Annotated in this window: 16 protein-coding genes; 5 read left to right on the forward strand and 11 right to left on the reverse strand. The window is 60.1% G+C overall.

All coding sequences use genetic code 11. The features are described from left to right. Positions 1-177: 177 nt before the first annotated feature. The 8 genes from ACM6JQ_RS02540 to ACM6JQ_RS02575 form a co-directional block, all read right to left on the reverse strand. Positions 178-1,278, reverse strand: a complete 1,101-nt coding sequence (locus ACM6JQ_RS02540; protein WP_095048271.1) for a DUF1513 domain-containing protein — start codon at positions 1,276-1,278, stop codon at positions 178-180. Positions 1,279-1,292: 14 nt separating this feature from the next. After that, on the reverse strand, positions 1,293-2,357 hold the full coding sequence (locus ACM6JQ_RS02545) for an imelysin family protein (protein ID WP_007916589.1): 1,065 nt from the start codon (positions 2,355-2,357) through the stop codon (positions 1,293-1,295). Positions 2,358-2,384: 27 nt separating this feature from the next. Then, positions 2,385-3,812, reverse strand: a complete 1,428-nt coding sequence (locus ACM6JQ_RS02550; protein WP_414893171.1) for a di-heme oxidoredictase family protein — start codon at positions 3,810-3,812, stop codon at positions 2,385-2,387. Between the two features lie 294 nt (positions 3,813-4,106). Beyond that, positions 4,107-5,453 (reverse strand): imelysin family protein, encoded by a 1,347-nt coding sequence (locus tag ACM6JQ_RS02555; RefSeq protein ID WP_007918935.1) that lies wholly within the window; start codon positions 5,451-5,453, stop codon positions 4,107-4,109. 224 nt (positions 5,454-5,677) lie between these two features. After that, entirely contained in the window at positions 5,678-7,729 is a 2,052-nt protein-coding gene (locus ACM6JQ_RS02560) for a putative bifunctional diguanylate cyclase/phosphodiesterase (protein ID WP_007918934.1), read from the reverse strand. 444 nt (positions 7,730-8,173) lie between these two features. Then, positions 8,174-8,770, reverse strand: a complete 597-nt coding sequence (locus tag ACM6JQ_RS02565) for a superoxide dismutase (RefSeq protein WP_414893172.1) — start codon at positions 8,768-8,770, stop codon at positions 8,174-8,176. 176 nt (positions 8,771-8,946) lie between these two features. Further along, on the reverse strand, positions 8,947-9,549 hold the full coding sequence (locus ACM6JQ_RS02570; protein ID WP_007918932.1) for a LysE/ArgO family amino acid transporter: 603 nt from the start codon (positions 9,547-9,549) through the stop codon (positions 8,947-8,949). Between the two features lie 5 nt (positions 9,550-9,554). Then, positions 9,555-9,956, reverse strand: a complete 402-nt coding sequence (locus ACM6JQ_RS02575; protein WP_095112315.1) for an ACT domain-containing protein — start codon at positions 9,954-9,956, stop codon at positions 9,555-9,557. 96 nt (positions 9,957-10,052) lie between these two features. Here ACM6JQ_RS02575 and ACM6JQ_RS02580 point away from each other — a divergent pair, with 96 nt between their 5' ends. The 4 genes from ACM6JQ_RS02580 (at position 10,053) to ACM6JQ_RS02595 (ending at position 13,992) form a co-directional block, all read left to right on the forward strand. Further along, on the forward strand, positions 10,053-10,952 hold the full coding sequence (locus tag ACM6JQ_RS02580; RefSeq protein ID WP_007918929.1) for a LysR family transcriptional regulator ArgP: 900 nt from the start codon (positions 10,053-10,055) through the stop codon (positions 10,950-10,952). Between the two features lie 97 nt (positions 10,953-11,049). Beyond that, a complete protein-coding gene (locus ACM6JQ_RS02585) occupies positions 11,050-12,042 on the forward strand; it encodes an NAD-dependent epimerase/dehydratase family protein (protein ID WP_007918926.1) in 993 nt (330 codons plus the stop codon). A gap of 116 nt (positions 12,043-12,158) precedes the next feature. Then, the gene (locus ACM6JQ_RS02590; RefSeq protein WP_414893173.1) at positions 12,159-13,013 is read left to right on the forward strand and encodes an ATPase; all 855 of its coding nucleotides are present in this window, start codon (positions 12,159-12,161) and stop codon (positions 13,011-13,013) included. Between the two features lie 130 nt (positions 13,014-13,143). Then, positions 13,144-13,992, forward strand: a complete 849-nt coding sequence (locus ACM6JQ_RS02595; protein WP_414893174.1) for a cache domain-containing protein — start codon at positions 13,144-13,146, stop codon at positions 13,990-13,992. Between the two features lie 128 nt (positions 13,993-14,120). On the opposite strand, the gene ACM6JQ_RS02600 is transcribed toward ACM6JQ_RS02595, so the two are convergent. Then, positions 14,121-15,638, reverse strand: a complete 1,518-nt coding sequence (locus tag ACM6JQ_RS02600; RefSeq protein ID WP_007912641.1) for an MDR family MFS transporter — start codon at positions 15,636-15,638, stop codon at positions 14,121-14,123. Positions 15,639-15,717: 79 nt separating this feature from the next. Next, positions 15,718-16,902, reverse strand: a complete 1,185-nt coding sequence (pobA, locus tag ACM6JQ_RS02605) for a 4-hydroxybenzoate 3-monooxygenase (protein WP_177321056.1) — start codon at positions 16,900-16,902, stop codon at positions 15,718-15,720. Between the two features lie 186 nt (positions 16,903-17,088). Here pobA and ACM6JQ_RS02610 point away from each other — a divergent pair, with 186 nt between their 5' ends. Continuing rightward, the gene (locus tag ACM6JQ_RS02610; protein WP_007912638.1) at positions 17,089-17,973 is read left to right on the forward strand and encodes a helix-turn-helix domain-containing protein; all 885 of its coding nucleotides are present in this window, start codon (positions 17,089-17,091) and stop codon (positions 17,971-17,973) included. 71 nt (positions 17,974-18,044) lie between these two features. Here ACM6JQ_RS02610 and ACM6JQ_RS02615 read toward each other — a convergent pair whose 3' ends face one another. Then, complete coding sequence (locus ACM6JQ_RS02615; protein WP_007912636.1) at positions 18,045-18,221, reverse strand: hypothetical protein; 177 nt, start codon at positions 18,219-18,221, stop codon at positions 18,045-18,047. Positions 18,222-18,284: the final 63 nt, after the last annotated feature.

Consider the following 18,284-nt stretch of genomic DNA (forward strand, 5'->3'; position numbering starts at 1 on the left):
CCAGTTCCTTGGATAAATCAGGTGAGACAGGCGGGCACATTACTCCGAGTACAGGGGGGATTCCAACTGGCAGTTCTTACAGGGGGGGGCAAAAAGATCGCAGCCTGCGGCGGCTCCTACAGAGGAGTGCATTCCAAATGTAGGAGCTGCCGCAGGCTGCGATCTGTTAAGGCTGTTTCAGGCCATCAGATGAAGATGGTTGTCCCAGAGCCCCGCCGGCAATTCCAGCGGCTTGGCCAACAGCTCATCCTGGCGGCAATCGTAGTAACGGCAACGCCCTTGCCCGGAGGTCACGACAAAACCGTCCTTCACCGCACCGACACCGGCGCAATCGGGCAATGGTGCATCAAGGCGTACTTCGCCGCTGTCCAGATCCCAGATAAAGAAGCGGTTGCCACGCGGCGCCGTCAACGCAACCAGACGCAAATCACTGTGCACTGCGACGCTGGCGGTGTAATGCCCCATCGATTGCAACTGATGCTCCGGCACCGGGAACGCCACGAACGGCTGCCCCGGACGCTTGATCGCCAACAGTTCCGAACGCTCATGCGACGCGCCCATGAATTGCTGACCGGCAACGATGGTGCCGTCGCTGGCGATGCCCAGATGGCGCACGCTGTTCATCTGCTGGGCGAGGGTTTCCTTGCTCAGCAGGGTGCCATCGCGCTGCATCAGCACCAGGCTCGGCTCCATGGCGTTGAGGTTCATGTCGACGCGGCTTTCCGCCTCGGTACGAATCCCGCCATTGGCCACCACCAGCGTCTCGCCGTCGGGCATCCACGACACCTGATGCGGGCCGAGACCGTGGGTGGAAATCTCTCCCGTGTGCACCAGCCGCTCGCCTTCGAACTTGTACACGCCGAGCAAGCCGCGACCGGGATCGGTGGTGTCGTTTTCGGTGGCGTACAGGTATTCGCCGTCCTTGTGCACCACAGCGTGGCCGTAGAAGTGCCGGTTCGGCTGCGAGGTCACCGTCTGCAGCAATTTACCGTCGCGCAGGTCGATCAGATAGCTCTCGGTGCCCGGACGACGGGCGACGAACAGTGCAATCGGCTGCGTCGGGTGGTTGATGATGTCGTGGCAACGCTGGCCGACTTCGGTGGCGAATACGCGCGTGCCATCCAGCCGATAGCCGACGGCGTAATGCTTGCCGTCGGTGTCGTCGCGCGCCGACAGCAACAGCGGGCTCTGATCCTTGCGTTTGAACAGCGTCCAGCCGCCCAGCGTCACTGCTCCCAGCAGTGCACTACCTAAAGTCAGAACCTGACGTCGCAGCATGGCACTTGCCCTCATCAGTCACCGTCGTTGGCGTTGAAGCCCAGTTGGATGCCCAGCGCCTTGGCCAGTTCGCCTTCGTGCAGGCGATGGACGACGTTGAGGCTGTCGTAGATGTCGTTCAGTTGCTGACGACCGGCGTCGTCTTCAAGCATTTCGCCGAGCGAACGCTGGGTGCTGTCGAACAGTTTCAGCGAAGCGGCGTAAGCAGCATCGATCTTGTCGGCCAGTGGCTTTTGCTCAGCCGGCAACAGACCGCGCAGGCCTTTGTTGTCGACGCCTTCCCACACGGTTTTCGCCGCCGCGAGGCTGGCTTCCAGTGCGGTCAGCGAAGACTGGCTGCGCCATGCATCGGCCTGGAACGGCTGTGGTACGCCCTTGCTCTGGCGGCCCATTGGCGTGCCGAGTTTTTTCTTCAGGGTGTCCAGCGCGGTGACTTGCACGCGCAGCAGATCGGCGATCGCTTCGTGGGAATCGGCGTAGCGCTGGTTCGGGAACTTGGTCATCTGCGCAAGCATGCCGTCGGTGTTGTTCCAGTTCTGCAGAATCTCTTCGGCCAGCTGCTTCTGACGCTCGCCGATGGCGATCAGCAGTGGGCAGTACTTGGCTTTCTGCTCGGCGTTGGCGACGTCAGGCTTGGCGTCGAACAGGATGTACTCGTAAGCCGACAGGCCTTGTACCACCACGCTCGATTTGGCGAGTGCGGCGGCATCGATCTGCGGCTGCGCGACGACCAGTTGCTCGACCTGACGGCCGACGAGGTTCTTCTTGTCCGGCCAGAACTGCACCTGCCACGAACGGTTGCCCTCGGCCAGCGGGCCGATCAGCAGCGGTTGCAGCTCGGCCCAGGCCTTCTGTGCATGGAGGAAGTCGGCGCGGGCGGTCTCCAGGGTTTCTTTGCCCTGGCAGTAGGCGAGGGCGCTGACCGCCAGTTGCTTGTCGGCCTCGACCCAACGGGTGTAGGTCGGCAGGATCACCGATTTGGCGATGGCCGCCGAGGTGACCGCTTGCGGATCCTGCGGCGAGCAGGCGCCGAGGGCGAGCGCGGCAAGGCTGGTGAACAGTAGCTTGGGACGGAACATGTCGGGCTCCCGATTCTTTATCAGTGTTTAAAGTGAGTTCAAAAACGCCAGCAACGCAGCGCGCTGCTCGGCATTGAAAGACAAAACCTGTTGCTGCGCCGCTTGCGCTTCGCCGCCATGCCATAGCACCGCTTCGAGCAGATTGCGTGCGCGACCGTCATGCAAAAACTGCGTGTGGCCACTGACTGCTTGCGTCAGGCCAATCCCCCACAACGGCGGCGTGCGCCAGTCGCGGCCGGAGGCCTGGAATTCCGTGCGGTTGTCGGCCAGACCGTCGCCCATGTCATGCAGCAGCAGATCGCTGTACGGGCGAATCACTTGATTGGCCAGTTCAGGTTCGGCGGCGTTGGCGGCGGTGGTGTATTTCGGCGTGTGGCAGGAATCGCAGCCGGCCTGGAAAAACAGGTTCTTGCCGGCCAGCACTTCTGCATCGTTGACGCCACGGCGTGCCGGCACAGCGAGATTGCGGCTGTAGAACAAAACCAGGCGCAGGATGTTGTCGCTGACTTCCGGCTCGCCGTCCGGGCCGTTGCCGTTCGGTGCCTGTTTGCAGGCCGTTTGCGCGTCGGTGCAGTCATCGAAGGGGCGCAGGCTGGTCGTGAGGCCCATGTCACCGGAAAACGCGTGAACATTCTGTTGATTGAGGGTCGGTTGCCCGGCTTTCCAGCCAAATCTGCCCATGACGGTCTTCTGCAAAGCGTCATCCCAGACCTGGTTGGGGCGGCCGCTGATGCCATTGTTGTCTTTGGCTTGCGCGGCGGCATTGGCCAGAATCGCATCTTCGGGGATCGCTTCGAGCAGGCCCAGCCCAATCATCGGCGGGGCAACGCGGGCCGAGAAACGCGTGTCCGGGTGCATCGGGCCGTAGCCGAGTTGGGTAATCTGCAACACCGGTTTACGCAGTTCGACTTCGGTGCCGTCCTTGAAGCGTACAGGCACTGGCGTGTAGGTAACGCGGACTTTGCCCTCGGGAGCGACGCCGGGCACGGCCATGTCCTGAAACTGACCGCCGTACACCGGCTCCGGCACCACGCCGACCTGTTCAATGACTTTGGCAAATTCCGGTGTATCGGGAATCGACAGGCGCACGAGCATGGACACCGCGTTAGGTGCATCCGGTGGCGGCGGATGACCGCGCCCGTCCTTGATGTGGCAGCCCTGACAGGCATTGGTATTGAACAGCGGCCCGAGACCATCGCGGGCGGTGGTGGTCGACGGGGCGATCACCCACGGGCTGCGGAAGAAACTGTTGCCGACGCTGAAATCCACTCGCCGTGACGGCGGCAGGTTGGCCGAGGGCAGGGAGAACGCATTCTGATCGGTCTTGCGCACGGTCGCGGCACCGCCCGAGCGTGCTTCACCGGGCTCGGCCTTGGTGAAACGCGGGGCGTCATCGCAGGCACTCAGGCCCAGGGCCAGCAACAGTGCGGACAAGCGAAGAGGCAGCGAGGGCATCAGACATCCTGCGGACGGGCGAAAACAAAGGCGCAAAGTCTAACAGGGCGAAGGAGTTTGAATAAGAGGAATTATCGTTTGCTTGATATGACGCAGGGTTTCACTCGAGACCGAGGTGCGGCCATCGCTGGCCAGCCAGCTCCCACAGGTACAGCGGCGTTCGCAATATCTGTGTACACCAGCAATCCCTGTGGGAGCTGGCTTGCCAGCGATGGGGCCATCAGCATCACCACAGAAAGCAGGCATGAAAAAGGCGACCCGAAGGTCGCCTTTTTTTGACGCAGACGCTGTTGATCAGAACTCGTGATCAGCGTTGTCCGGGTTCAGGTCGCTGATGCCCAGCTTGCCGGCAGCGGCTTCGATCGAACCGGTCTGCTTGACCAGGGACGCGATGGCGTCGCGAACAATCTGGTTGCCAGCGGTGTTACCCGCAGCGATCAACTGGTCGTAGTGCTCACCCTTGTTGGCGTGATCGACCATGACCTGGATCTTGGCTTCGGTAGCGGCCAGATCGGCTTTCAGTGCGGTGTCGGCAGCCGGGTCGGCCTTGGCCACCAGCGACGACAGGCTGGCGCCGGTCATCTTGGTGCCGTCAACACGGGTGTACTCGCCCAAATACACGTTACGAATGCCTTTGGCATCGTAGAAGTGCGAGTTGTGGGTGTTGTCGCTGAAGCAATCCTGCTCGTCTTCAGGGGAGTTGGCTTCCAGGGACACCTTCATGCGCTCGCCCGCCAGTTCGCCCAGGGACAGGCTGCCCATGCCGAAGAGCATTTTGCGCAGACCGGTTTCGCCCGGCTCGGCTTCGAGGGTGGCGCGGTAGTTGTCAGCCACGTTCGGCTTCCAGTTACCGACCATTTCTTCCAGATCGCTGACCAGCAGTTGAGTCACCGACTTCAGGTAGGCACGACGACGATCGTTGTGACCGCCAGTAGCGCCGGCGCCTTCCAGGTAGTCGGAGGCCGGACGGTTGCCAGCGCCAGGGCCGGTACCGTTCAGGTCCTGGCCCCAGAGCAGGAATTCGATGGCGTGGTAGCCAGTGGCAACGTTGGCCTCGGAACCGCCCAGCTCGTTGAGGCTGGCGAGTTTTTCCGGGGTGATGTCTTTGACGTCGACCTTGTCTTCGCCGACCTGAACTTCGGTGTTGGCGATGATGTTGGCGGTAGCGCCCGGGTTACCCAGTGCGTGCTCGTAGGATTTGTCGACGTAGTCGATCAGACCCTCGTCCAGTGGCCAAGCGTTAACCTGACCTTCCCAATCGTCGATGATGGTGTTGCCGAAGCGGAACACTTCACTCTGCAGGTACGGAACGCGCGCGGCGACCCAGGCAGCCTTGGCGGCTTTCAGGGTGTCGGCGTTCGGTTTGGCGAGGAAAGCATCGACAGCGGTCTGCAGGGTTTTCGCGGTGGATTCGGCATCGCTGTAAACGGCGAAGACCATGTCGGCGTAGTGCGCGACCACAGCCTTGGCGGCGGCTTCGTCGACTTTACCGGCAGCGGCAGGCGCCGCCGCAGGTGCGGTGGTGCTGGCGGCTGGCGTCGGTGCAGCCGGAGCGGCGGCCTTGTCTTTACCTTCGCCGCAACCGGCGAGGGAAATAGCGATGGCCAGCAGACTGGCGGTAGCCAGAGGCATACGAATCATGGCGAACATCCTGCTTCGATAGTTGAGTGGACTCGCGCTGGGGGTGCGCAAAACTGCGACATAATGCAAATCTTTCGCATTATGTGTAAAGGGTTGTGGCTGGAAATATTTCTTATTTACGCAGATCAAAAGATCGTCCGATCGCGGCCCGAGCCTTCGGCAGCTCTTACAGGGGAACGCATTTCAAATGTAGGAGCTGCCGAAGGCTGCGATCTTTTGATCTGCTAGAGAATGGCCGCGTTAGTGCGTTGCGCTTGCTTGAGATAGGCACCCAGCTCGCGGGCCGGCAATGGCTTACTGTAGTGATAGCCCTGACCTTCGTGGCAGCCTTCGGAAATGATGTAGCTTTCCTGCTCGGCCGTTTCCACGCCCTCGGCAATCACCTGCATGCCCAGACTTTTGCCCAGTTGAATGATCGCGCGAACGATGGTTGCATCGTCGTCGTCATCCAGCAGATCCTGCACGAAGCTCTTGTCGATCTTGATCTTGTCCAGCGGCAGACTTTTCAGATAACTGAGCGATGAATAACCGGTGCCGAAGTCATCGATGGCGATCAACGCGCCGGAGCGACGCAGGCTGAGCAAATGTTGGGCGGCGGTGCTGATGTCTTCCATCAGGCCGGTTTCGGTGACTTCCAGCTCCAGGCTGCGCGGCGGCAGGCGGTACATCTGCAACAGGTTGTTCACCACTCGCGGCAGCTCGGCGTGGTGCAGCTGCACGGTGGACAGGTTCACGGCCATGCGCAGGTCGGCGAAACCCTGATCGTGCCATTCGCGCAATTGCTTGCAGGCCTGGTCGAGTACCCATTCGCCGATGGCGATGATCGTGCCGTTCTGCTCGGCCAGCGGAATGAAAAGGTCCGGCGGCACCAGACCGTGTTCCGGATGCTGCCAGCGAATCAGTGCTTCGACGCCGACCACGCGGTGATCGCGATAGCTGATCTGCGGCTGATAAACCAGATAGAACTGATCGCGCAAAAGGGCATCGCGCAGGTCTTTTTCCAGCTCGCGGCGACGACGCATCTCGCTGTCGACGCTGGCGATGTAAAACTGATAACGGTTGCGCGAGCGGGTTTTGGCCAATGTCATGGTCTGCTCGGCTTTCTGCAACAGCTTCTCGGTGCTGTCGCCATCCTCCGGGAACAGGGTGATGCCGATGGTCGCGCGCAGGCGGATTTCCTGATGGTCGAGGGCGAACGCCGCTTCCAGATCATCAAGGATGCTTTGCGCCAGTTCCGCTGCTTCGTAAGGTTGTTCGATGTCGGCCTGTACCAGCGCAAACTGGTCACCACCCAGGCGGGCGAGGGCGCCGAGGCGGCCGCTGTGGGCACGCAAGCGATCGGCCAGAGCCAGCAACAATTGGTCGCCGGTCTGGTAGCTGAACTGCTCGTTGATGCCTTTGAAATCGTCCAGCCCCACGCACAACACTGCGACCCGACGTTGCAGCTTGCCGGCGTCGACCAGAATCTTGTCCAGTTGCTGCTGCAGTTGCTGACGGTTCGGCAGACCGGTGAGGAAGTCGTATTGGGCCATGCGCAGCAGACTGTTTTCCGCTTCGTGGCGCAGATGGGTGTTGCGTTCGATCGACTCAAGCAACTGATTGGCGGTGTTGATCCAGATGCCCAGTTCGTTTTTTTCGTGGCCCTTGAGCTGCGGGATCTTGTGCTCGCTGGGGCGATCCGGGTTGATCTCGGTGAGGTGCTCGATGATCCGCGACAGCGGTTTGGTCAGCAGCCAGTGATAGACCAGGTACAGCACCAGACCCATCGCCAGTGCGCGCAACACGCCGGAGATGAAGATGATTACCGAACTGACGATAAAGCCTTCGCCATAGGTGGCGGTATCGAGGGTGATGCTCAGGTCGCCGTAATACTCACTGTACGGGCCACGCCCCACCAACTGCGTGGTAAAAGTGCGCTCCTGGCCGAGGATAAGGTCGGTCAGCCAGCGGCTGTTGGACTGCTGCAGGTCGCGGGATTTCTGCGCGAGCATGGCTTCGTTGGGATGGCCGATGGAGGCTTGACGCACGGCATCGTCCTGGAACAGGCCTTCGATCACCTGCATGCCCATCTCCCGGTCCAGGCTGTAAACGGCCTGGGTCGACGGGTCGCGGAACATGTCGAGGATGCGTTCGGCGTCGCCGGCAACGGCCTGACGGGTTTTATAGGCATCGAAAACGATCTGCGCGCAGCTCAAGACTACGCCGACGATCAATGCCGACAGGAGCACGACCCGGAGCAACTTCACCGACAAGCTGTTCTTGAGTTCCAGCTTCAAAGGGTTATTCCTTGTTCCGTGCGGGTAGCGTCAAGTTGCCATGAGTATTGGCAATCCCGTGTTTGCAGTCAAAGGGACAATCAGACCGGGGATGATTTGCCCGTGGCCTTGGCCGAAATGCTGCTGTTTGGAGTATTAGCCCTATTTGTACTGTGTCGGTAGTTTCGGCCCTCAACTTGAGCGGTTCGCAGCATTTTTTCCTCTTTTTGATGGTAGTCCGCTGTGGCACGGCGGCAAGCAGCGGCAGACCGCTTTCAGCGTGAGAAAAACGCTATTGATCGTTCCCATGCTCAGCGTGGGAATGCCTCTAGGGACGCTCTGCGTCCAGTGACGCGGAGCGTCACGGGCTGCATGCCCACGCGGAGCGTGGGAACGATCATCGTACGGGGTCTATCCGGGCATAAAAAAACCCGGCAAAAGCCGGGTTTTTGACTGGCGCGCAGCTTAAGCGGCGAAGGTTTTGCCTTCGAACTGCTCAGCAACGAACTTCCAGTTGACCAGGTTCCAGAACGCTTCGACATACTTCGGACGAACGTTGCGGTAGTCGATGTAGTAAGCGTGTTCCCAGACGTCGCAGGTCAGCAGCGGGGTGTCGCCGCTGGTCAGCGGGTTGCCGGCGCCGATGGTGCTGGCCAGGGCCAGGGAACCGTCAGCCTTTTTCACCAGCCAGCCCCAGCCGGAACCGAAGGTGCCGATCGAGGTTTTGCTGAACTCTTCCTTGAACTTGTCGAACGAACCGAAGGCTGCGTTGATGGCTTCAGCCAGCGCGCCGGTTGGTTGACCGCCGGCGTTTGGCGCCAGGCAGTTCCAGTAGAAAGTGTGGTTCCAGACCTGAGCGGCGTTGTTGAAGATACCGCCCGAGGAAGTCTTGACGATTTCTTCCAGGGTCTTGCCTTCGAACTCGGTGCCTGGCACCAGGTTGTTCAGGTTCACGACATAGGTGTTGTGGTGCTTGTCGTGGTGGTATTCCAGGGTTTCCTTGGAAATGTGCGGCTGCAGGGCATCGTGTGCGTAAGGCAGCGGCGGCAATTCGAAAGCCATGATGATTCTCCTAATCAGGTCTGTTGCGGTGAGCGCAAGGCCGATCACGGGCGGCCAGAAATGCACCGGTGAGTTTTTACTCTTTGCGGCGCAGGGTTTCGATCATAGCACCGGGGTTGCGGCATAACCACGCAACAACTGTGTGGGATAGAGGTTCCAGAGCTGTTTGGAATAAATCAGCTCGCGAGAACTAGTTGCCCGGCAACCGTGAACATCATCAACGCCACTACCAGATCAAGGATCCGCCAGGTACTCGGACGTGCCAGCCACGGCGCCAGCCATGCCGCACCCAGCGCCAAGGTGAAAAACCACAGCAGCGAAGCGCTCGCAGCCCCCACTACATAAGCCCCTGGCACTGATTGCTGTGCGCCGAGCGAGCCAATCAACAACACCGTATCCAGATAAACGTGCGGGTTGAGCAGCGTGACCGCCAAAGCGCTGAGCATCACCGCCCGCAGCGAACGCACCGTTTGGTTCTCACCCTGCTCCAGGCTCTGTTTCGAACAGGCCCGGCGCAACGCCTGGCTGCCGTACCAGATCAGAAACGTCGCGCCACCCCAGCGGGCGATCGCCAACAGCGTCGGGTTCTGCGCCAGAACCGTCGCCAGTCCGAATACGCCAGCGGCGACCAGCAGCGCATCGCAGACCACGCACAGCGCCGCCACCGGCAAATGATGTTCACGTCGCAGGCTTTGCGCCAATACAAACGCGTTCTGCGTGCCGATCGCCATGATCAGCCCGAACGCCACCAGCAGGCCGTTCACATAGCTTTGCCACATGAGATTTACTCCGCGTTGGCTGCGAGATCGCGCAGCACTTGCATGGCGCGTTCGGCGTCGGCCTGGCCGACAAACAAATGGTCGTGGTAGTAACCGGCGATCACGTTGCAACTGATCCCGGCCTTGCCCAGTGCTGTGGCAAACGCGGCGGTGAGGCCAACGGCTTCCAGCGCCGAATGCACGTTCAAGGTGATCCACGCGGCGACGTAGTCGAAGCTGAAACCGGCCTGTTCGGCATGGGCGCGTTGCAGAATCACGGTCAGGCCTTCCTTTTCACGGAAGCTGCCGACAATCTCCAGACCGCTCGGCAACACACCGTCGCGCAGGGTGCAGAACACGTATTCGCCGGCGTTGAGTTGCGGGCTCATGCTGCGCAACAACGTCGAGAGTGAAGTTTCGCCAGCCATCAGTGTGGTCCTTGAGAAAGAGTGCTTGCTGGCTATTCTCCGGTCGAAACCTGTATAAGAAAAACCAATAGTGCTGATCGCTCATTAGGAAAACTGATGTTCGACTATAAATTGCTTTCTGCTCTGGCCGCCGTGGTCGAGCAGGCCGGTTTCGAACGGGCCGCGCAGGTGCTCGGATTGTCGCAATCGGCGATTTCGCAGCGGATCAAGCTGCTCGAAGCGCGGGTCGGCCAACCGGTGCTGATTCGCGGGACGCCACCGTCACCGACCGAGATTGGCCGGCGCCTGCTCAACCATGTGCAACAGGTACGTTTGCTTGAACGCGACCTGCAAACGCTGGTCCCGGCGCTGGATGAAGAGGGCCTGCCGGAACGTCTGCGCATCGCGTTGAATGCCGACAGCCTCGCCACCTGGTGGGCCGAAGCGGTAGGCGATTTTTGTGCCGAACAACATTTGCTGCTCGATCTGATCGTCGAAGACCAGACCGTCGGCCTCAAACGCATGCGCGCCGGCGAAGTCGCCGCGTGCCTTTGCGCCAGCGAACGGCCGGTGGCCGGTGCGCGCAGTGTGTTGCTCGGCGCCATGCGTTATCGCGCGCTGGCCAGTCCGGCGTTCATCGAACGGCATTTCCCTGATGGCGTACGCGCCGAACAATTGCCGCGCACCCCGGCGCTGGTGTTCGGGCCTGACGATTTTCTCCAGCATCGCTATCTCGCTTCGCTGGGCGTGGATGGCGGATTCGAACACCATTTGTGCCCATCCTCGGAAGGTTTTATCCGCCTGACCGAAGTCGGACTGGGCTGGGGCCTGGTGCCGGAACTGCAAGTGCGCGAACAATTGCAACGCGGGTTATTGCGCGAACTGTTGCCAGATAAACCGATCGACGTGCCGTTGTACTGGCATCATTGGCGCAATGGCGGTCAGCTGCTGGGTTTGCTGACCGAGCAATTGGTGCGTTCATCGGCGCAATGGCTGGTGCCCTGGAAGCAGCCATGAGCGTCAAGCTGCAAGCGGCAAGTTAAAGCGCTTGCACACTGTTTTAATTTTGCAGCTCGAAGCTTGAAGCTCGCAGCTGGTTTCATTGGAGCTTTGCATGAAAATTCTGGTCACCGGCGCAAGCGGCTTCATTGGCGGACGCTTTGCGCGTTTCGCCCTGGAGCAGGGCCTGGACGTGCGGGTCAACGGTCGCCGGGCCGAGAGCGTCGAGCATCTGGTGCGCCGTGGTGCCGAGTTTGTCCCCGGCGATCTGACCGATGCCGATCTGGTTCGTGAGCTGTGTTCCGATGTTGAAGCCGTGGTGCACTGCGCTGGCGCTGTTGGACTGTGGGGACGCTATCAAGAATTCCATCAAGGTAACGTGCAGGTCACCGAAAACGTCGTCGAAGCCTGTCTGAAGCAGCGCGTCCGGCGTCTGGTGCATTTGTCATCGCCATCGATCTATTTCGATGGCCGCGATCATTTCAACCTGACCGAAGAGCAAGTGCCCAAGCGCTTCAAACATCACTACGCCGCAACCAAGTACCTGGCCGAACAAAAGGTCTTTGGCGCGCAGGAATTCGGCCTGGAAACCATCGCCCTGCGCCCGCGTTTCGTCACCGGCGCCGGCGACATGAGCATCTTCCCGCGCCTGCTCAACATGCAGCGCAAAGGCCGCCTGGCGATCATCGGCAATGGCCTGAACAAGGTCGATTTCACCAGTGTGCACAACCTCAACGAAGCGCTGCTCAGCAGTTTGCTGGCCGCCGGTTCCGCGCTGGGCAAGGCCTACAACATCAGCAACGGCGCGCCGGTGCCGTTGTGGGATGTGGTCAATTACGTGATGCGCAAGATGGAGGTGCCGCAGGTCACCAAGTACCGTTCGTATGGTCTGGCCTACAGCGTCGCGGCGCTCAACGAAGGGGCGTGCAAGCTCTGGCCCGGACGTCCGGAGCCAACCCTGTCGCGCCTGGGCATGCAGGTGATGAAAAAAAATTTCACCCTCGACATCAGCCGCGCCCGGCATTATCTGGACTACGATCCGAAAGTCAGCCTGTGGTCGGCGCTGGATGAGTTCTGTGCGTGGTGGAAAGCTCAGGACATCCGTTGAAACGATTCGGCCGGGCGGCAATGAACCGTGTAGCCGCTTGGGGGTCAATCCCTGCGGCTGCGGCGGTTATACTTCGCAGCATTTAGCCATCACCGCGTTTCACAAAGGTTGCCTCAATGTCCATGCGTAATGATGCCCACGACGATTTCGATGATGTCCCGAGCCTGCGTGCCGACACCTTCGACGACGATGACATTCCAACCACCGCCCGCACCTCCGTGCACTCGCGCACGCCGCCCGTGGTCAAGGTCAAGGCGGCCAGCACCGGCCCGTTGTGGGCTTTGGTCGGCGCATTGTTTTTCGCCTTCATCGGCCTCGCCTGGTGGAGCTTTCAGCAGATCTCGCTGATGGAGCAGCAACTGGTCGCGACCCAGGAAAGCTTCGCGCGCATCAGTGAAGAAGCCGCCGGACGCTTGCAGGATATTTCCGGCAAGGTCGTGGCCAGCCAGTCCAACGTCACCAGCGACAGCGAAGCCCTGAAGCTGCAAATCAAACAGCTCGAAGGCAAGCTGCTCGATCAGAGCAAACAGCAGCAAGGCGTAGCGGGGCAGGCCAGCGATCTGGACAAACGCCTGGCACAGATGACCGCGCAGACCACCGAACAGCAGAACGCCAACACCCAGTTGCAAGCGCAGGTCAAAGCCTTGACTGCGGAACTGGCGACGCTGAAAAGCACACCGGCCGACACCAGCAAGGTCGACACGCAGTTGAAGGCCTTCGATGCACAGTTCAAAAGCCTTGGCGCCGATATTGCTGCACTGAAAAAGCAGGGCAATCCAAGCGCGGCGATCGATCGTCTTGAGCAGGAAATCGTCGTGCTCAAAAGCGAGCAGGACAATCGCCCGGCGGCACCGCAGGGTGGCGGCAATACCGCCGAGTTCGACGCCTTCCGTGGGCAGATGACCCGCAACATCAACACCCTTCAGGCGCAGATTCAGAATTTGCAGCAGCAGATCAACGCCCGCCCGTAAGGCCTGAACAACGCTGGTGGGGCTTGCCTCACCAGCGTATCCGCGACACGTTCAGAAACCGTCTGAATATCCATACATCACCCCAAGCCGTCTACGCTCTTGAAACACCAACAAGAACGAGGGATGCGCTATGGGGTTTTTGCATAAAGTGGCCTGGCTCGGCGTGATGTTACTGGCCGGTTTCGGCCAGGCCAGCGCCGCCACGACCGCCAAGGATGACAGTCAGGCCGCCATCGCCTTGCTGGAAAAAGCCCTGGCCTATTACCACGACAACGGCGACAAGGCGTTCGCCGCGTTCAGCCGTCAGGGCGAGTTTGTCGATAAGGATCGCTATGTATTCGTGGTCGATACCAAGGGCGTGATGCTTGCCAGTGGCGGACCTTCGTCGGCGTTGATCGGTCGGGACGTCAGCGAAGTACTCGGCCCGGATTTGCAGAAAACCTTCAAGGACGCGTTGAAAGTGCCGGAAGGTAATGGCATTCAGCAGGCCGAATACCGTTGGCAGAACTGGTCGGACGGCAAGGTCGAGCGCAAGCATGTGTATTACCAGCGCATTGGTCAGCGAATTCTGGCGGTCGGTTACTACTTGCCGCAAGCGTCACCGGAGCAGGCCAAGGCATTGCTCGACAAAGCGGCGACTGATCTGGGCAAAGACGAGAAGGGCACGCTGAGCGCGATCAACTCGCTCAAGGGCGGCTATTTGCAGGATGACCTGTATGTCTTCGTCGTCGACCTGAACACCCAGCGATATGTTGCCCATGGCACCAATCTGCGCTTGATCAATACCGACTTCGGCAAGGTCAGGGATCCGGAAGGCAAACCGGTGGGCGAGCCGATTCTGGCGCTGATCGGCAAGCAGGATGAGGGCGAATATGAATACCGCTGGAAAAACCCGGTGACCGGCAAGGTCGAGGACAAACATGCCTACCTGAAGAAGGCCGGGCATTTCCTTGTCGCCGTGGGTTACTACAGCCCTTGAAGGATGATCGTTCCCACGCTCCGCGTGGGAATGCAGCCCGGGACGCTCTGCGTCCCATCCAAAGCCGAACGCAGAGCGTTCGTTGAGGCATTCCCACGCAGAGCGTGGGAATGATCAAGGGGAGAAAGTTATTTGGCGCCGTGCTCACGCCCGCGCAGCAGGTTGTTGGGCATTGCAATCGCCGCCGCCAAACCCAGCAACGACACCGCCGCACTCACCCACAACAAATGCCTAAACGTCACCAGCAGTTCTGCGCGCAAGGCGTTCTGCGCATCCCCCGGCGCGGCGTTCAAACCATCGAGCAGAACGTTGCCCGAATGCCCTTCGCTCATCAGCGAACTGCTCGCCAGATGGGCGAAATTCGAATCCTGCAGCAACGCCAGCAACAGTGCCGACATCAACGCCACGCCCACTGCGCCGCCGAGAGAGCGAAACAGGTTGGTGGTGCTGGTGGCTACGCCGATGTCGCGTTGTTCCACCGAATTTTGTGTACCGACCAACGAGGTCGGGAACTGCATGCCGCTGGAAATACCACAGAGCAACATGAACAGTGCGCTGAGCAGCGTCGCCTCCGGTGGGCTGAACGCCATGCCGAGAATCGCGATCGGCATCAGCAGAGCGCCGCTCAGAATCTGTGGTTTGTATCGCCCGGTGATCGACGTGCGCCGGCCAGCGAAAAATGCACCAATCGGCAACCCCATTGCCAACGGCAACAAGTGCAAAGCGGCGCTGTCAGCCCCGGCACCGGTGACGCTCTGAAAGCGCAGCGGCATCAGCACGATGAGCGAAATCGCCTGGAAACTGGTAAAGAAAATCGTGCACCAGCACAGCAGGGCGTTGCGGTTGGCGAACAGGTGCATCGGCAGCAACGGTTCCTTGGTCCGACGCTCATGCCAGACAAACACCGCCAACACCACCACCGCACAAGCGAACAGGCCAAGCACTTCACCGCTGCGCCACGAATGACCCTGACCAACCTGAGTAATGCCCAGCAGCAGGGCAGTGAGGCCGATGATCATCAGCACGGTGCCGAGGTAGTCGATGATTGGTTTGCGCTGGGGAATCGGCAGTCCGCGCAAGTTGCGCCGCGCCACCCACCAGGCACCGAGGCCCAGCGGCAGGTTGATCAGAAATACCCAGCGCCACGACAGGTACTCGGTCATGTAACCACCGAGTACCGGGCCGGCGACACTGGCCACCGCGTACATACTGCTGAAGTAACCCTGATAACGCCCACGCTCACGCGGCGGCACGATGTCGCCGATGATCGCCTGACTCACCGAGATCATCCCGCCGGCGCCGATGCCCTGAAGGATTCGCGCCAGCACCAGTTGCTCCATGCTCTGCGCCATGCCACAAAACAGCGAGGCGAGGGTGAACAGGCCCATGCCGAACAGCATCAGTTTGCGCCGTCCGTACAAGTCCCCGAGCTTGCCGTAGATCGGCACCGCCACCGTCATCGCGACCATGTACCCGGAAATCACCCAGGCGAGCAGGCTGACATCCTTGAACTGAGCAGAGATGGCCGGCATCGACACGGCGACGATGGTCTGGTCCAGCGCACCGAGAAAGATCGCCATCATCAGCGCGACCAGCACGCTGCGAATGGCCGGTTTGGGCGTTTCGGGGTGATTGAGATTGGTCACGGGCAAAACCTGCGGGCAGTGAGAGTCCCGCAGATCGTCAGGCGAGCGGGGATGCTCGCCAGTGTAAGTCGGTAGCAGGCTATTCGATAGCCTCGTAAGGAAGTCCGACGTAATTTTCTGCAATGGTTTTTCGCCCCGCTTCTGAACTGACAAAGTAGTCCAGTTCCGAGGCGCTGATGCGCTGGCTGAAAGCGTCGTGATCATCGAAACGGTGCAGCATCGAGGTCATCCACCAGGAAAAGCGTTCCGCTTTCCAGACGCGGCGCAGGCAGATTTCCGAGTACTTCTCGAGCAGATCGGTGCGCCCGTCGCGGTAAACCTTCAGCAGAATATTGAACAGCGTGCTGACGTCACTCGCCGCCAGATTCAAACCCTTGGCGCCAGTGGGCGGGACGATGTGCGCGGCGTCACCGACCAGAAACATCCGCCCGTATTGCATCGGCTCCACGACAAAACTGCGCAGAGGCGCGATGCTTTTTTCGATCGAAGGGCCGGTAACCAGTTTCTCGGCAAGCTCTACTGGCAGACGATTTTTCAATTCATCCCAAAAGCGCTGATCGCTCCAGTCATCGACGTTTTCATCCGCCGGTACTTGCAGGTAATAACGAGTGCGCGTTGCCGAACGCATGCTGCACAAGGCAAAGCCGCGTTCGTGGCGGGCGTAGACCAACTCGTCATGCACCGGCGGCGTGTCAGCCAGAATCCCCAGCCAGCCAAACGGATAAACCCGCTCGAAGACTTTCAGACTATCGGCCGGAATCGACTGCCGCGCGACGCCGTGGAAACCGTCGCAACCGGCGATGTAATCGCAATCGACGCGAAAGATTTCACCGTCCTTTTCAAAGGTGACAAAAGCTTCATCGCTTTTCATGCCGTGAGGAACGACATCGCGCGCCTGGTAAATCGTCGGCGCGCCAGCCTCCCGACGAGCGGCCATCAGGTCGCGAGTCACTTCGGTCTGGCCGTAGATCATCACCGTCTTGCCGCCGGTCAGCGCGTGCAGATCGATGTGCACCTGACGCCCGTCCAGCGCCAGATCGAAACCGCCATGCACCAGTCCTTCGGCGTCCATCCGCCGACTCACGCCAGCCTGACGCAACAGCTCTACCATGCCCTGTTCGAGCACACCGGCGCGGATGCGCCCGAGCACGTAATCGGGGGTCTGACGTTCAAGAATGAGGGTGTCGATGCCAGCGTTGTGCAACAACTGGCCGAGGAGCAGTCCGGACGGACCGGCGCCAATAATGGCGACTTGGGTTTTCAGCGTTTTCATTGTTTTTATGACTCGCAAGCTTCACGCGGCCAAGACCGGTGAATGATTTTTATGGATCGAGTGCTTGCATTTTTCCCTTGCGGGTCTGTCAATTGAAGGTGAAAACTGAGCCGATACCTGTACATTCTGCCAATCGGTGCGATTATCGCCCACAACCCCGAGGCCTGGATTGAAGTGATGAACAAGCCTGAGCTGCCTTCGATTCCAGTGTTCAAGCTCTACGGTGAAAGCCTGGACTGGCCGACCCCTGACTTGCTGCACTGTGAAACCATTTCCTCCCGCAGTCGCGAACATGAGTGGGAAATCAAACCCCACCGCCATGCTGATTTGTGCCAATTACTCTTCGTCTTCAAAGGTCAGGCAGAGCTTGAGATCGAAGGGCAACGCACGCAACTCCACACCCCGGCCATTCAAGTGCTGCCACCGCTGTCGGTGCACGGCTTTCGTTTTTCCGAAGACGTCGAAGGGTTCATCGTTACCCTCGCCACACCGCTGATCAACCACTTGCAGGCGCAACTGGGCGATTCGGTACATGCGCTGGCCAGCGCAGAACACTATCCGGCCGGCCACGACGGCGATTACCTCAACAGTCTGTTCTCGGCGCTGCAGGCCGAGTACAACGGCCACCAACCGGCGCGGGAAATGCTCATGCATTCGCTGGTCAGCGTGATCATGGTCTGGGTCAGCCGTCAGGCGATCGTGCGGCACAAAGCCAGTCAGCGCCCGCAACGGCAGCGCGAATACCTCAATGGTTTCATTCAATTGGTCGAGGAGACTTATCGCCAGCACGTGAAGGTCGAGGACCTGGCGCATCGCCTGGGGATTTCGGTGTCGCACCTCAATGGCACGTGTCGAGAACTGGCGGGGCAACCGGCCTTGCAGATCATGCATGAACGGCAGTTGCTGGAGGCCAAGCGCTTGCTGACCTACACCAGCATGACGATTTACGAGATGTCGGAGTTGTTGGGTTTTTCCGATCCGACCAACTTCACGCGGCTGTTTCGGCGGCGGGTGGGGATATCGCCAAAGGCTTTCCGCGACAGCCTGAAGGCCGAGCACTAATCTCATAAACGCCGCAAAAACCTGTGGGAGCTGGCAAGCCAGCTCCCACAGGTAATGAGTCAACCTCAGGCTCAGCGCAATGCGTTCAGCGTGGCATTGTGTGGAATACAGCGCTCGAAGTTGCAGCTCGCGTACTCGCGCGGCAACTGTCGCAGCTGTTCGACCCGCCAGGCAGCGGTGCCGTAAAGCGCCAGCGTGGCGGCGCAGGTGATGAAAATCGCGACGTACCTTCTTGTTTTGATGTTCATGGCGTTGACCTCTGAACGACATACCCTGCGGTATTACTTTCAGCATAGGTCAGCGGTGGGGAG

Origin of the sequence: Pseudomonas sp. IT-232MI5 (assembly GCF_949767845.1) — a bacterium.
GTDB lineage: Bacteria > Pseudomonadota > Gammaproteobacteria > Pseudomonadales > Pseudomonadaceae > Aquipseudomonas.